At 40.6% G+C, this 16,359-nt stretch carries 10 protein-coding genes; 2 read left to right on the top strand and 8 right to left on the bottom strand.

What is annotated here, in order from left to right:
- Nucleotides 1-355: 355 nt before the first annotated feature.
- The 4 genes from ACPZ3T_RS18345 to ACPZ3T_RS18330 form a co-directional block, all read right to left on the bottom strand.
- Nucleotides 356-2,668 carry a tetratricopeptide repeat protein gene (locus ACPZ3T_RS18345; RefSeq protein ID WP_490270907.1) on the bottom strand — a complete coding sequence of 771 codons (2,313 nt, stop codon included), beginning with the start codon at nucleotides 2,666-2,668 and terminating at the stop codon, nucleotides 356-358.
- A 72-nt stretch (nucleotides 2,669-2,740) separates the two neighbouring features.
- A complete protein-coding gene (locus ACPZ3T_RS18340) occupies nucleotides 2,741-3,199 on the bottom strand; it encodes a hypothetical protein (RefSeq protein WP_490270906.1) in 459 nt (152 codons plus the stop codon).
- Nucleotides 3,200-3,485: 286 nt separating this feature from the next.
- On the bottom strand, nucleotides 3,486-4,394 hold the full coding sequence (locus tag ACPZ3T_RS18335) for a hypothetical protein (RefSeq protein ID WP_490277265.1): 909 nt from the start codon (nucleotides 4,392-4,394) through the stop codon (nucleotides 3,486-3,488).
- Nucleotides 4,395-4,670: 276 nt separating this feature from the next.
- Nucleotides 4,671-5,477 carry an SDR family NAD(P)-dependent oxidoreductase gene (locus tag ACPZ3T_RS18330; RefSeq protein WP_490270905.1) on the bottom strand — a complete coding sequence of 269 codons (807 nt, stop codon included), beginning with the start codon at nucleotides 5,475-5,477 and terminating at the stop codon, nucleotides 4,671-4,673.
- A gap of 68 nt (nucleotides 5,478-5,545) precedes the next feature.
- On the opposite strand from ACPZ3T_RS18330, the gene ACPZ3T_RS18325 reads away from it, so the two are divergent.
- Nucleotides 5,546-6,034, top strand: coding sequence for a GNAT family N-acetyltransferase (locus ACPZ3T_RS18325; RefSeq protein ID WP_490277264.1), 489 nt, complete (start codon nucleotides 5,546-5,548; stop codon nucleotides 6,032-6,034).
- Nucleotides 6,035-6,384: 350 nt separating this feature from the next.
- Here ACPZ3T_RS18325 and ACPZ3T_RS18320 read toward each other — a convergent pair whose 3' ends face one another.
- From ACPZ3T_RS18320 to ACPZ3T_RS18305, 4 genes are all read right to left on the bottom strand, one after another.
- The gene (locus tag ACPZ3T_RS18320) at nucleotides 6,385-7,953 is read right to left on the bottom strand and encodes a beta-barrel domain-containing protein (protein ID WP_490270904.1); all 1,569 of its coding nucleotides are present in this window, start codon (nucleotides 7,951-7,953) and stop codon (nucleotides 6,385-6,387) included.
- A 164-nt stretch (nucleotides 7,954-8,117) separates the two neighbouring features.
- Entirely contained in the window at nucleotides 8,118-11,129 is a 3,012-nt protein-coding gene (locus ACPZ3T_RS18315; RefSeq protein ID WP_490270903.1) for a peptidase domain-containing ABC transporter, read from the bottom strand.
- An 892-nt stretch (nucleotides 11,130-12,021) separates the two neighbouring features.
- Nucleotides 12,022-13,665, bottom strand: coding sequence for an acetolactate synthase large subunit (locus tag ACPZ3T_RS18310; RefSeq protein ID WP_490270902.1), 1,644 nt, complete (start codon nucleotides 13,663-13,665; stop codon nucleotides 12,022-12,024).
- 134 nt (nucleotides 13,666-13,799) lie between these two features.
- Nucleotides 13,800-15,164, bottom strand: coding sequence for an NAD-dependent succinate-semialdehyde dehydrogenase (locus ACPZ3T_RS18305; RefSeq protein WP_490270901.1), 1,365 nt, complete (start codon nucleotides 15,162-15,164; stop codon nucleotides 13,800-13,802).
- 735 nt (nucleotides 15,165-15,899) lie between these two features.
- On the opposite strand from ACPZ3T_RS18305, the gene ACPZ3T_RS18300 reads away from it, so the two are divergent.
- Nucleotides 15,900-16,343, top strand: coding sequence for a hypothetical protein (locus tag ACPZ3T_RS18300; protein ID WP_490270899.1), 444 nt, complete (start codon nucleotides 15,900-15,902; stop codon nucleotides 16,341-16,343).
- The last annotated feature ends 16 nt before the right edge of the window (nucleotides 16,344-16,359 follow it).

The following is a 16,359-nucleotide window of genomic DNA, read 5'->3' as shown; positions in this document are numbered from 1 at the left end:
CCTACATCTAAACCTAGTTTGACTAAGTTTAGGTCAGTTTTTTATAGCAGTGTATTGCATACAAACGAGAAGTGCTATATTCAAAACACCATCATTCAACCTCAGAACTAGAAGATTCTCCTTTGCAGCAAGAACATTTTCACTGAAAACAGGAAGATTCTCGTTTGAAACAGAAACATTCTCGTTTAGAACAAGAACGTTCTCACTGGAAACAAGAATACTTGAGTTAAAAACAGGAACATTCTCGTTTGCAACACGAAAGTTCGGGTTCTGAACATGAAACTTTGAGTTCAAAACAGGAAACTTGGAGATAAAAGCTTGATTGATGAGGTTGGGAAGGTAAATTTTTGTGTTCTCATGAGAGAGAATCGCGTAAATTTGCTAAATTCTCACGACAAGTCACAGTATTAGGATGATTAGCTCCTAAACTTTGCTCCCAAATATTCAAAGCTTGGAGATACAGGGGTTCGGCTTGGTCGTACTTTCCTTGGGAATTGTAGAGATTTGCCAAGTTGTTGAGGCTTTGGGCAACATCGGGATGATTGCCTCCTAGCAGGCGTTGTCTGAGTTCTAAAGCTTGGAGAAACAGGGGTTCGGCTTGGTCGTACTTTCCTTGGGAATTGTAGAGATTTGCCAAGTTGTTGAGGCTGTTGGCGACATCGGGATGATTGTCTCCCAGCAGGCGTTGTCTGAGTTCTAAAGCTTCGAGATATAGGGGTTTGGCTTGGTTGTACTTTCCTTGAGATTTGTAGAGTAATGCCAAGTTGTTGAAGCTAGTGGCAACATCGGGATGATTGTCTCCCAGCAGGCGTTGTCTGAGTTCTAAAGCTTGGAGTAACAGAGGTTCGGCTTGGTTGTACTTTCCTTGGGAACGGTAGAGTCCTGCCAAGTTGTTGAGACTTTGGGCGATATCGGGATGATTGTCTCCCAACAGGCGTTGTCTGAGTTCTAAAGTTTGGAGATACAGGGGTTCGGCTTGATCGTACTTTCCTTGAGATTTGTAGAGTAATGCCAAGTTGTTGAGGCTAGTGGCGACATCGGGGCGATTGTTTCCCAGCAGGCGTTGTCTGAGTTCTAAAGCTTGAAGATACAGGGGTTCGGCTTGGTCGTACTTTCCTTGGGAATAGTAGAGATTTGCCAAGTTGTTGAGGCTGGTGGCGACATCGGGATGATTGTCTCCCAGCAGGCGTTGTCTGAGTTCTAAAGCTTGAAGATACAGGGGTTCGGCTTGGTCGTATTTTCCTTGGGAATAGTAGAGATATGCCAAGTTGTTGAGACTGGTGGCGACATGACGATGATTGTCTCCCCGCAGACGTTTCAAAAGTTCTAAAGCATGGAGATACAGGGGTTCGGCTTGGTCGTACTTTCCTTGAGAATAGTAGAGATATGCCAAGTTGTTGAGGCTGGTGGCGACTGAGGGATGATTGTCTCCCAAGCGGTTTTGTACTGTTGATAAACACTGTTGATTCCAAGGTTCGGCTTGGGTATATAACCCTTGTCCTGCATAGAAGCGACTCAAGCCGAGGAAAGGCCAGATTAAATCTTCATCACTGAGGTATTGAATGAGATTGTTTGCTACTTCAGCTATGTGTGATATTGCAAAGGAAACAGCGTTAATTTCTTCAAGGGTAGGAGTATGAGGAATTTTTTTAGCAACTGCTAACATTACACCGCAAAACGATCGCTTAAATTCCTCTGCTTGTTCTACACCTGTAAACTTAGATTGGAAAAATTCCCGCAGTAGGGGATGTAGTTGATAGATTCCTTCACCTTTGCGCTGGAGTAGATGCAGATTCAATAATTTATCATCCCGAATTTCTTCTAACTCATCCTCATCTTTATCTGTTAAACACTGTTCTACAAAGTTCCAGGGTATGGGTGCGGCTGCAAATAAACTGAGTACACAGCCTAAGAACTGATCATCCTCTGCTAATTCCTGCCAACTCAACTCAAAGGCGGCTTTTATTCCCCGTTGTGCTGTCATATCGGCTTCTGGGTTGACAGTTGCAGGTTGTTCTAGTCGCTTTTGCTTTAATCGCCCCATCATTTTCGATAGGGACAAATCTTGTTTTTTCGCCAAATATCGCCCCACCAACTCTAAACCCAAAGGCAAATACCCCAGCCATTCACACAACTGTTTTGCTACATCTAATTCTCTCTCAATTCGCCCTGGTGTTTCTGCTAGCAAAGACCGTAACAAATCCAAGGCTGCATCTGGTTGTAATACATCTAAAGGTAATTGCTTGATAGCTGCACCCAACTTTTTGCGCGTAGTCATCAACACTTTAAACCTGGAAGATACGCCCTGTAGGTAAGGTTTGACTTGCTGGTAATCTGTAACATCATCCACCACCAGCAGCACATTACCCTCACGCCAATTCCGCCAGCAGTATTGTACTTGTTCAGGTAAATCAAATTCTTCTGGTGGCTTTAAATCAAGCTGAGTTCTGGCAAACCGCACCACTTGAACCCCCACATCCTCAACTTTCGCCTGTAACCAGCACAGTCCACCTTTGTAGTTTTCGCGCTGTGTCATGGCATATTGCAAGGCGAGTTCTGTTTTACCCAGTCCACCCATTCCCAAAATAGCCGCAATGGCTACTTGGTTATTTTCCTGCAAAAGTTGATGGAGTTGTTGCAGTTCTTCATCACGTCCGACAAATTTCACTACCCCACTCAGGGGTAAATTTTGCGGTATTTCAGGATTTAACTTTACCCGTTCCTGTCCGGGCGACTGTAGTCAGTTGTATGTGTTGTGCTGTTCCTCAATTGTGATTTGTTGGGCAACCATTGCCCCTTTTTCAGCTTGGATACTTTCTGCTAACTTGGCAAAGTTATTAACAACTGCTGGCTGCGCTTGAATTTCTGCGGCTAATTTTTGAATTTCCTCTGCTTTGGGGGATTTATCTTGATTGATTGTGGCTTCTACTTCGCGCACCGATTGAGCAATATCGTCATCTTTATCGGCTGCGGCTTTCAATTCCAACACAGCTTGACCATAATCTAACGGCTGCTGTGTGTCTTCCTCTGACGTATTCGCTAATAAGGGCAGCTTATTTTTTTGGCGTAGCTTTGCAATTAACTCGTTACTTTTTTCTATTGCTGCTTCTCCCAGCTTTTCGCCTGTTTTTTCTAAAGCCTTAGTTAAAACTATAGTAGCGATCGCAGTTCCTACGGCTGTTAATGTTACTGCTTCCATAATTTAACAATAATATTGCGAGATTATACTGATTTTTCTCAGCATAACAGTTTCTCAACAGAGAAAAAAGTCTTGCACCTCGGTTAAAAACCGGGTTTCTTGCAAATTCCTCAGCTTAAAACCTTAATCTTTCGTTCAGAAACCCGGTTTTTTAGTCTTCAAATTCCTCAGCTTAAAACCTTAATCTTTCGTTCAGAAACCCGGTTTTTTAGTCTTAGCGATCGCCGCAGGTTATATGATCGCTGTAGTCAGAACAATCAGGACTGAAGTCCTGACTACGAACCTTTCAATCGCCACCTTCAATTAATTTCATGTTTTCTCGACTTGAGCCATATAGTTCCACAAATCTTTTAAACAGCAACATATTCGCTTGTTTTGATAACCGACTCAATTTAAATAAACGCTCAATATCTAGTTCAGCCAACTTACGCAGATAAGGTAAATCTTCAAAGAGAGTTAAGCAAGAAGCAAAATGCAAAAGTATTTGCAATATTGGTTTAGGCCATTTCAGGTCACTATAAATCTCTATAAATAATCGGTGTTCTTTCTCCGTTAATGGAAAAGCATAAAATATGACAATTATTCTTTTATTATTATAAACTGGAATACTTAATTCAATAGTATGAGGACTATGTAATATTAAATCAACTTCAACTACAGGCTGTCTCCAAATTTTTAGAGGATTAACAGGAGAATCTAACAGGGTTTCAAATTTGATGACACCACCAATATTAGTGGTTTGAAAATCACTAACATTCAAAACTTTCAAGTTATTTAAACTGAAATTGTGAACAGTTTCTAAATGCTTGAGATTTAAAAGATGATAAATTTGACACAGATAAGGAAAAGGCAAAATATACTCTTGACTAATCATGTGCCTTTTCTTTATCTGTCCTTGAGATAGACACAAATATCCTTTATTTTCGTTAATATCAATATTTTGATCAAATTTATCTGCTGGTTTTAAATACAGCCAAGTTATAAAAAAGAAAGATGTGATCAACAATTGTACAAGTTCTATAGGAGATACATAACCATCAGCAAAAGCTGCCATACTTCTATCGGTTATGCCAAAAATCCAAGAGGGAATACCAAAAAACCAAACTCCAATTTTGAATTTATTGATAAATTGGTAAATTTCAATATCTATAGAAGTATATTCATTCTGTTGCTGTTCATGATAATTTTTAGTCATAAAAAATAGATTAATCACTTGATTAATGGTAATGACCGACAATCAAGATTAACTCTATCTATAGGTAAAAATGAATTAGTAAGTTCTCTAATTTAGAGCATAATTTTAAAAGACAAAATTACAACCAAAAGATGATTTATTGAAAGCAACGGGAAACTCCATCCCCTTGTGGGTGCAGTAGTTATGTAGGGTGTGTGACGCTACGAAAGTATTTGAACGTAGTCATGAGATTGATAGCGTCACGCACCAACAATCCATTGTGAATTGCGAATTGATTTAATTTGATGTCGATCGCTGCATCAGTCGTTGGGTTAAAGCTGGAAAAAATCGGTAAATATTGGCGAGAATTGAGCCTGAACCAACGATCGCCTCATCTTTGCGATTTTTCACTACATCCCAAATAGCTTGCGCTACATCTTGCGGCTGACTGGCTATTTGAGAAGTTAAGACATCGCTCATTTGCTGGCGATACTTTTGCGCTTCTTGTTCATCTTTACCCCGAAATTGCGATCGCTCCATAAAATCGCTGTTGGTAATGCTGGGTTGTACTGCACACACATGAATACCTTTTGGCTCTAATTCCAGGCGTAAAGTATCTGTTAAACCTGTAACTGCATATTTACTGGTACAGTAGGCAGTCATATTAGGTAACGGAACTTTCCCCCCGATAGAACCCACATTTACTATTGTTCCCATACCTCTTTGGAGAAAATGAGGTAACAAAGCTTGAATTGTGTACAGATAAGCCCAAAAATTTGTCTCCATCATCTGTTGCCAATCAGCCAATGAGGTATATTCCATTGGCCCTGTCATACAGATACCAGCATTATTCACCAGTACATCAATGTGAGGATAAAAATTTAAAGCTTTTTGTATCAGATCGTTTACCTGTTCAACTTTGCTGACATCTGTAGGGATAGGTAGTGCTTTCTGCCCTAATTTTTGCACCTCAGCCGCTACCACCTGTAAACGTTCGCTGTTCCGAGCCGCTAAAACCACATCGTAACCTTTTTGAGCAAATAACAATGCTGTTGCCTTACCAATTCCTTGAGAAGCACCTGTGATAATTACTGTAGGAGACATAGAATTATGGTGATGAAAGCTGTATTATTTGTGAATCTTTGATCAAAATTTTCGTGAAAACCCCAGCAATGACCATCCGTCATGCGAATGAGACTGACTTATCTGCAATCGTAGCAATTTATAATGCGGCAATTCCTAGCCGCCTTGCCACTGCTGATTTAGAACCTGTTTCTGTAGAAAGTCGCCGCGCTTGGTTTCAGGGGCGATCGCCTCATGTACGTCCTTTATGGGTAATCGAACAAGATGGCGTAATTGCTGGTTGGCTGAGTTTCCAATCATTTTACGGACGACCAGCTTATCATGCAACGGCTGAAATTAGTATTTATATTGCCCCACCTTTCCATCAGCGCGGCTTAGGAAAGCAACTGTTAGCTACAGCAATTCATGAAAGTCCCAAATTAGGTTTAAAAACTTTATTGGGGTTTATTTTTGCTCACAATCAACCAAGTTTAAAGTTATTTCAATCTTTAGGCTTTACAAAGTGGGGACATTTACCCCAAGTTGCAGAACTAGATGGAGTAGAACGGGATTTAATAATTATGGGCTTGCGAATTTAAGATATCGTTGGTAACAAAATTTGATCGCCCTTGTCTTGCACCTCGGTTAAAAACCGGGTTTTTTGCAAATCCCTCAGCTTAAAACCTTAATCTTTCGTTCAGAAACCCAGTTTTTTAGGGCTTGGGTAGGGAATGGGGAATATGTAGAGACGTTTCATGAAACGTCTCTACATTGGTAGGGGAGAGGTACTCTAACGAGTTCGCTCTTAGCGTTCTTGTAGAGTAGCCGCTCCGCGTCTTTAGAGAGGGTTTTTCGAGATGCCGTGAAAAGTCAGTTGTTTTCCCTGTTGCCCGTTGCTTCCTTCCGCGTAGCGGAATTACGAATTACGAATTACGAATTACGAATTACCCTATCTTACTTTTTTCAAACTCTCAACTTGATTAGTAAACAACTCAGTAAATAAACTCATTACTGTTCGTTCTTCTCTTACTTTGATGTTAGCACTCAGGGACATACCTGATTGTAAAGCGATTTTTTTATCTTTAATTTCTAGATATTGCTTATCTAAGCTAATTCTGGCAGGGAATCTATAAAACTGATATGTTTGATCTGGTGGTAGTGCATCTGAGCCAATATCAATTAATTCCCCTTTAATATCACCAAATTCGCTAAAGGGGAATGAGTCAATGCGGACATCGGCTTTCATCCCTTTTCGGACAAAACCAATATCTTTATTGGTGATAAAAATATCAGCGATAAATTTATCATTGGGTACAATTTCTAAGATTTTTTGGGTGGGATTAGCCACAAAACCGGGGCTTTTTGCTTGTAAATTAAAAACAGTTCCTGAGACGGGGGCGCGTAATTGTTGATATTTTAAATCTAACTGAGCTTGGGAAATTCTACTATTGACATCGGCTAGGTTTTGTTCGTTATTTAGCACAATTTTCATAAATTGGCTATCAATATCAGCAATACGTTGCTTATTATCTGCTATCTTTTCTAAAATGCTTTTATTAGTAACAGCAACTGTATTATAAGCTTGTTGTTTTCCTCTCTCTATATCAAATTCCAGGCGTTTCTTTTCTTCAATTAATTGCTCTACTTCTGCTGTGAGGTTTTGTACCTGTTGTTGTTGGTTGAGGTACTGTAGCTGAGAAATGCCACCTTCTTCTGAGAGGATTTTGAGTTTATCTAAAATTTTCTGTTGAATAGCCAAACTTGCTTGTGTATCTTGGAGTTTGACTTTAGTTTGAGATAGTTGCTTTTCAATTTTGGCAACTTCTAAGCGTGCCGCAGTGGCACGGGTATCTAGTTCTGTTTGAGCAACTTCTAGTTGTTGTTGTTCATCACGATCTAATCCTATACCTGTAATGGAGTTTCTTAGTTGAGTACGCAATAATTCATTTTCTCCAACTAAAGCCACCCGACTTTTTAATAAAAATTCTGCATCTCTTGGCAATCTAACTCTAGAAAATGCTAATTCCGAATTAATTCCTGAACTAGAGTTCATTAGTTGACGATATAACTGATTTTCTTGAATTAAAGTGCTGCGAATTTTATTTAAAGAATTTAATTGGGCAATAGTTGCAGAGGTTTCAAAGGTGATTAATAAATCTCCTTTGAGGACTTTATCGCCATCTTTGATATGTACTTCTTTGACTACTCCGTTAACTGGTGATTGTACTTCTTTAACTGTTCCCTCTGGTTTTAATTGACCAGTGGCGGGTACTACTTGTTCAATTTTGGCGAAATATGCCCAAGTAACCCCAAAACAAGCTAATACCATCAATGTCACCATGATAGTACGCGACCACACAGGCGATTGACGCAATACAACGGATTGGTCAAATTCCTCATGGTAGCTTTTAATTGATCCTTGATCTTTACCCTTAGCAGCAGATGTGATCACTGGCGCATCGATGGCGATCGCTTTGTCTTGTTTGCCGTTACCATTATTAGCGTTAAGTTGAGTCATAGTAGTTGGGAATGGTTGACTGTTGAGGGTTGACAAAGAAAGGCAGAGGGCAGAGGGCAGAAGGCAGAAGGAAAGAAAAATGCTTGTTGGGTTCAAGCCCCGCCTATGAGTGGGTGGCTGTCTTTAATTTTGAATTTTGAATTGGAGGGAAGCGACTTGACTGGCTACAAATTCACTTCTTGTTGTTGATATAAGTAGAAATAATGACCTTTTGCTGCCATCAGTTCTTGATGGCTACCTTGTTCGATGATTTTGCCTGCATCCATGACTACGATCGCATCTGCATGACTAACGGTGTTGAGACGGTGGGTAATAAAGAATACTGTACTACCTTTAAAGGCGTTGGCGAGATTAAGGCAGACTTGGCGTTCGGTGGGATAGTCTAATGCGCTGGTGGCTTCGTCTAAAACCAATAGTTTTGGGCGTTGGAGGATGGAACGAGCGATCGCAATTCTTTGTCTTTGTCCACCAGATAACCCTGCACCCCGTTCTCCAACTCTGGTATTATAACCGTTCGGTAAGGTCATAATAAATTCATGGGCAGCAGCAATCCGCGCGGCTTCAATAATCTCTTCGGTGGTAGCATCGGGATTAGTCAGGGCAATATTTTCTTGAACTGTACCGTCAAATAACAGGGTTTCTTGGGGAACAACACCGACTTGACGACGCAGGGAATATAGTTCTACTTTGGCGATGTCGTAACCGTCAATTAAAATTCTGCCGGACTCTACGTCATAAAGCCGTAGTAGCAATTTCATCATCGTACTTTTGCCTGAGCCACTTTGCCCAACGATGCCGATAAATTTACCTTGGGGAATTTCGAGGTTGACGTTGGATAGTTGCAATGGCCCGCCACTATTAAATCTAAAGCAGACGTTTTCGTATTTTACAGAGCCTTGAATTTCTGGTAGAGGGATATTATAGCGGTCAATTTCTGCTTCTTGGGGTGTATCGACAATATCGCTTAATCTTTCCAGAGATAAGGCTGTTTCTTGGAAGTTTTGCCAGAGTCTAGCTAGGCGTAAGATGGGGCCTGTCACATAACCGGAGATGATTCTAAAGGCGATTAATTCCCCTAGGGTTAATTCTCCTTGCAGGACTAAATAAGCACCCACCCACAACACTAATAAACTACTGAGTTTATTGAGAAAGTCACCGGTAGAGTTAGCCAAGGTGGAGGTGACAACAGTTTTAAATCCAGCCGCTACATAACGAGCATATCGCTCTTGCCAAGAAAAACGCGATCGCAATTCGATATTTTGCGCCTTGACTGTTTGAATCCCAGACATCACCTCAACTAAATAGGATTGAGTGGAGGCGTTGCGTTCAGCTTTATTACGTAACTGTCTACTAACGGTAGGGGAGGCAATTAAGGTAATAACTATAAAGATGGGAATTGTACCTAAACCTACCAAGGTCAGCTGCCAACTATAAAACAGCATGACAATGATATAAACTACCGAGAATACGGCATCTAAACCAACTGTTAAAGCTGTACCTGTCAGAAACTGCCGAATATTTTCTAATTCGTTGATGCGTGTAGACAACTCACCCACAGGCCGCTTTTCAAAATAGCGCAGTGGTAGCCTTAATAAATGGTCAATTATTTGTGATCCTAAACCCATATCAATCCGATTGGTGGTATCAACAAATAAGTAAGTTCTTAAGGTAGTGAGTACAGCTTCAAATATCCCTACTACTAACAACAACATCCCCAAAATATTTAGAGTACTGATGCTATTTTGGACGATGACTTTATCAATAATTAACTGAATAACTAGAGGGTTAGCTAACTGTGCCAACTGTACAAAAAATGATGCAAAAAAGACTTCAGCCAGCACCCTTTTATAACGGAACAAGTAAGGAATAAACCATCGTAAGCCAAACCTTTCTTGTGGTGTTTCTTTGGTATGAGTTAATAGTAATGCCCTGACTTGGGGAGGAAAACTATTTTCTACAACTTCTAAATGTTCAACTATCTGACTGGGTTTGCAGCGCACTATCCCTTGGGATGGTACAGCTAAAACTATCTGATGAGCATCGGCGGCGAATAACACCGCATAACCATCGCCATAGCGCACTATTGCTGGTGTGGGGAGGCGAGAAATTGCACTTGCAGGTATGTCTACTAAGTTGGCTTTGAGTCCAATTAACTCTGCTATGTAAGCACAAGCTGGGAAAGAAATCGTTCCTTGGCGTTTGATTTGCTCAGATAAGAGGCGACGCACCACTTCCCGCCGCAAGGGAATTTGTAAATGCTTCGTGAGCATTTGAAAGCAGGCAAAGGTACTATTTAATTCGCCTTTACCACCGAAAAAGGGGAATTTTTGGCGGTTTTTTTGGACATTAGCTGAGGACTTTGACGACTGGGGATAGTCTTCTTCGGCAGCGTAGGGAATTTCTAGGGTGGTGCTGATGTTGCTTGGGCTGCTACTAATAGCCAATGGCGATTGAAGACTACTACTTTCTAGAAATGATAAATCTGATGGTGCTAAACCCAGTAATCGCGCCGGATAGTCGTCTCTGACGATGATTGTTTCTTGTCCATCTTTCGGTTCTAGTCGAGAACCAATGGGAAATTCTTTAATTGTGCCGCTACTGACAAACCAAACGCTGTCTTTATCTAGTTGATGAAAGTAATTTCTTCCTGGCGCAAGATATTGGATTTTGGCTTGTTGCCAAGCTTGTTGAGCTAATTCATCTAGATTATTGATGACGCTGGCTTGGTTTGCTACCTGTGAAGCCAGAATATCAAATACTTCTACTAGGTGAGTGGGTTGTTGACGAGCTTTAGCAAAGGCAGGATAAGTAGATAACAGCCGCAAGTATTCACTAGCATCTAAGGTTAAACCGATCATTTCATCGGTAGAAGCGATCGCTGTTTCACAACCCACCTGACGCAATAACCCAATTTCACCAATAATTTCCCCTGGTTGCATCAATTTCAGGGTATTGGGCATTTGCGTTTGGGGATCAAATCCCAACAACCGCACCTGCCCTTCATAAATAATTGTTAACCGTTCGGGAATTATTTCTTTGCTAATAATTTTTTGCCCAATCCGATAGCGAAATGCTTGGATTCGCTCTAATAAATTATTGATCTCTGTGGCTGGCAATTGGTCAAAACCTGGCAGGGTCAAGAAAAATTCTTGAAAGGCATTTTTAATATAAGTCATAATCAAACAACTGGTTTACTCTATATGTTGATGTGTATAGTAGTCCGCCTTGATTTCTCAACTTACTTGTCTAGTTAGGGAACAGAAAATAGGAAAGCAGTTTTTCCCAGGTCAAATAGGATTCCTATAGATTTTTAAATTAGTTGACCGTATTTTGACATCATCATGTATTTAAAATACAGCTAATACAGATAAGTAAACCTCAACATTTTTTACACAATGTCTGAAAACTATCTAGAGTTTAATGCCTAAAAACACATATTTAGGGTTAAAGTATCACATTTTTTTACACTAATAAATACTTAAGATAAACTAAAGGTGAAGTGACTCAAATGACATCAAACCAGCCATGAGCAGGGTGTAGGGTGTAGGGTGTGGGGGGTGTGGGGAGTGTGGGGAGGGTAATTTTTTGGATACTTAGCTAGAAATCCCACACAAAATTTCGTTCACCCGTGCAGGAGAGGAGGAGAGCAATTGCTTCACTTGGCTTTGCCCAAGTCGAGCAATTGCGGAGGAGCAGGGCTACTGTGTACACACATCTTTGTGTTGAGTGCAAAATGTGACTTGATCCCCCCTAGCCCTTAAAAAATCAGGGTGGTTTCATACAACCAGAGAAAAAAATAAACCTAGCTTTCAAAGCCTCTCCCCGTGGGGGAGAGGTTTGGAGAGGGGTCAAAATCTCGGCTACAAAACGAAAAATCAAAACTTATAGATTTTTCTTTTTTCGTATGAAACCACCCTACTATGAGCAACTACCGAAAGGGTTTCCCGACTCCCTCAGTGTCGTGGATGGGGATCTAGTGTGCAACTTCACATGAAATTTGTATTACTCAACAAGTCTGCTGTATTTCTCAAGAAAGGACTAAAGTCCTTAGTAAGAACGTTTAACTATTTAGAGTTCACAACTTAATTCACCGGCTTTTTGAGTAAAGCGGCGGTTTTCTCTGTAGTCTACAGGGCAATCAATGACAGCAGGCACATCCTGTTCTAAGGCTTCTTTGAGGATAGGAATTAAATCTAAAGTAGATTCTACTCGATAACCTTTTAAGCCCATACTTTCAGCTAATTTGACAAAATCTGGATTGCCAAAATGCACGAAAGATGATTGTCCTTTACCAAATTGATTCTCTTGTTTCCACTCAATTAAACCGTAGCCACCATCATTAAAAATTAAGGTGACAAAGGGTGTACCTACACGCAAAGCTGTTTCTAATTCTTGGCAATTCATCATAAAACCACCGTCGCCGGTAGCGGCGATAACTTTGCGGTTAGGATAGACAAGTTTGGCGGCTAAAGCACCAGGAATTGCTATCCCCATTGCGGCGAAGCCATTGGAAATTAGGCAAGTATTGGGGCTATGACAATGATAATGGCGGGCAATCCACATTTTATGCGCGCCTACGTCGGAAATCACAATATCATCTGGCCCCATGACTTGGCGCAAGTCATAAATTAATTTTTGGGGTTTGATGGGATAGCCTTCATCGTTGGCATATTGTTCATAATCAGAGCGAATGTTTGGACGTAAACTAATAGCGTAGGGGTTGGGTTTACCTTGTCTATCTGCTACTTTTAAAATCTCCATGAGAGAATCAGAAATATCTCCCACAACTTCTACTTTGGGAATATAACTGCTATCAATTTCGGCGGAATTTGCCCCAATATGGATGATGGGGATTTTACCATCAGGATTCCATTTTTTAGGGGAAAATTCAATTAAGTCATAACCAATGGCAATGACTAAATCTGTATTATCAAAACCACAGGTGATAAAGTCTCTTTGTTGTAATCCCACTGACCATAAGGCTAAAGGATGAGTGTAAGGAATCACACCTTTACCCATGAAAGTATTAGCCACGGGAATATTCATTTGGGTGGCAAATTGTGTGACAGCATCGCTAGCTTGAGCGCGAATTGCACCATTTCCGACTAAAATTATCGGATTTACTGCTTGGGAAATGGTGGCGGCGGCGGCGCGAATACTAGCAAAAGCAGCGTAGGTTTTTTCGATATTATCTTTATGTAATGGTTTGCCCTCTACGGGCATGGCAGCAATATTTTCTGGTAAATCTATATGGACAGCACCGGGTTTTTCGGTTTGCGATCGCTTGAAGGCTTTTCGCACTACTTCTGGTGTAATACTCGGTCTAACTATCTGTTTATTCCACTTAGTTACAGGGGCAAACATTGCCACTAAATCTAAATATTGGTGGGATTCAATGTGCATTCTATCTGTTCCCACCTGTCCGGTAATTGCTACTAATGGCGCACCGTCTAAGTTAGCATCTGCAACACCGGTCATTAAATTTGTTGCCCCCGGGCCAAGGGTAGAAAGACATACTCCAGCTTTGCCAGTTAAACGTCCGTAGACATCCGCCATGAAAGCTGCTCCCTGTTCATGGCGCGTAGTAATAAATTTAATAGATGAATGTTTAAGTGCTTCTAATACGTGTAAATTCTCTTCTCCAGGGAGTCCGAAAACATATTCGACACCTTCGTTTTCTAAACACTTGACTAACAATTCTGCCGTGTTCATTTTCCATTCCTCATTACTTGTATTAGGGACTGGGGACAGATCAATTCAAAATTCAAAATTAAAGAACTGTTAGGGATGGCAAGGTAGTTTAACTAATACCCTATGCCCCATGCCCTTAACCCCATTCCCAATATTTATTTAACCCAAACAGTTTTAACATTGACGAACTCGTGTATGCCTTGAATGCTTAGTTCTCTGCCATACCCAGAACGTTTAATACCACCAAATGGTAGCCGGGGGTCAGATTTAACTAAGCCGTTAATAAATACTGCACCTGCTTCGATTTCTGTGATTAAGCGATCGCGTTCTTGATCGTTATTTGTCCAAGCACTCGCACCTAAACCAAAGGGTGTAGCATTTGCTAGTTTAATCGCAGTATCTATATTTGGCACACGGAATAATAAAGCGACTGGCCCAAAAAATTCTTCTTGGGCAATTTGTGAGTCAGCAGGGATATCTATGATAATTGTTGGTGGATAAAAGTTGCCAGGCATATCTAAAGGATGTCCACCTGTTAAAACTTTTCCCCCACTTTTAACGGCAGCTTGTACTTGTTGATCTAAATCTTGCAGAATCCCTGGTGTGGCTAAGGGGCCTAAATCGGTGTCGGGAAGCATGGGATCACCAACTTTCAAGGCTGTGAATTTTTCTAATAGTAATTTCTCAAATTGATCAGCGATCGCTTCTGTAACAATAAAGCGTTTGGCAGCAATACAAGATTGTCCAGTATTTAACATTCTGGCGGTGGTTGCTGTTGCTGTTGCTGCTGCTAAATCAGCACTTTCTAGCACAATAAATGGATCACTTCCACCTAATTCCAAAACTGTTTTTTTAATTTGTTTTCCCGCCGCCGCCGCCAGCGATGCGCCTGCGGGTTCACTGCCGGTTAAGGTGGCAGCTTTGACTCTGTCATCTGCCATTAAATCGGCAACTTGCGCCGCACCGATTAATAGAGTCTGAAATGCACCTTCAGGAAAACCAGCACGGCGCATAATATCTTCAATTGCTAAAGCACATTGGGGGACATTAGACGCGTGTTTGAGTAAGCCGATATTTCCCGCCATCAGTGCCGGTGCAGCAAATCTAAACACCTGCCAAAATGGGAAATTCCACGGCATCACCGCGAGAATAACACCCAAAGGTTGATACCGCACAAAACTATGGCTAGCATCAGTTTTTACCGACACATCACCCAAGAAATCGGCAGCATTTTGAGCGTAGTAACGACACACAGCAGCGCATTTTTCCACTTCTGCGATCGCAGCTTTGTAAGGCTTGCCCATTTCAATAGTCATGAGTTGAGCAAAATCAGCCTTGTCTTGCTCTAAAATTGACGCAGCTGTATTTAACCACTGCGATCGTTCTTTAAAACTCGTATGACGGTAATTTTCAAAAGCCTGTTGTGCCAAATTTAATTTAGCAGCAATTTCTGTATCATTGAGTGCCTCAAAGGTTTTGAGCGTCTCCCCAGTGGCGGGATTGATAGTGGCGATCGCCATTCCCTGACCTCCCGTTTTAAAATAGCTTGAGGTAGCTTCTTAGTGTTACACATATTTTTCTGGGTAGCTACCACCAAAATTGTAGTCTTTTGACAAAGGCTTGGTTGGTCTAAGTTAAAATCTCGCAATTAAATTTGAAGTATTTTATACTCTGTCAGTTCAGTAGGGTGTGTTAGGCATAAGCCGTAACGCACCAAGTGCCTTGGTGGTAGGTGCTGTACTCTCGCTACTAATACCAATTCTGTATGAAGTTGCCCCAAATAAATGATGTAGAGATGTTGCATGCAACGTCTCTACAGTACAGCATAAATTGCATCTATGGCTACGCCAGGCAAGCTACATCAAGAAAGGGTATAACACAACGGCAATATTACCGGAGGAAAATCCACACTGCAATTTGCCTCCTCTGCATATCTGTTCCAAAATCAACTAGGAATCCTCTAAAAAACTTTCAATTTTTTCAAATATCAACTATCAACTACTATACATATCACCATATTTAAATTCATGGTTTTTTGACTTTTGCAATATATCTCATCAAGAGTAATTTAAAAAAAAGAGATAATGGTGATTGTCATCTTTTTCTGATTAGAACTTATTCACTATCATCATCAAAAAAGGGGGTGACACCCCTCTTGTCAAATTTACTAAAAAGTTGTTCAACAACTCTGCAACTTGATGATGCAGACTATTGAGCTAATCGCTGTTGAAGCTGTTATATCAAAGGAGGTTCAGATGAGTCGTCTTCTTTATGAAAATTCGGTTTCACATAAAGGATATCTCATCATTCCATTTGTTTTTGGCAAAGCAGACCAGTACGAAATTTATTCGTATAAACTTTTGTCAGAAGTGGGACGCAAAAGCCAGTTTCATAAAACAGATAATCCTGCAAAAATCTACGGCAATAGCAGTAGCAATATTGTTGAGATTGCTAAAGAACATATAGATCAAAATGGAGATTTTATTAGTCAACGAGATATTTTTCAATCTCGCTACGTTTATCGTAAAAATTTAATCATCCTCTTCCATGAAAATGGCAGATATTTTTACGATCATTACCCACCAGAGTTGTTAAACAACATTGCAGCACCAAGACTATTTAAATCAGAATATGAATGTCTGAAATGGATTAAACAAGGTCTTGATAGTCAGCATATGGGGCAAATTCGTAATTCGTAATTCGTAATTCGTAATT

This window comes from Aliinostoc maniaoense, assembly GCF_058172895.1.
Note: the sequence above shows the minus strand (reverse complement) of the source record. Positions and strands in the feature narration are given on the sequence as shown.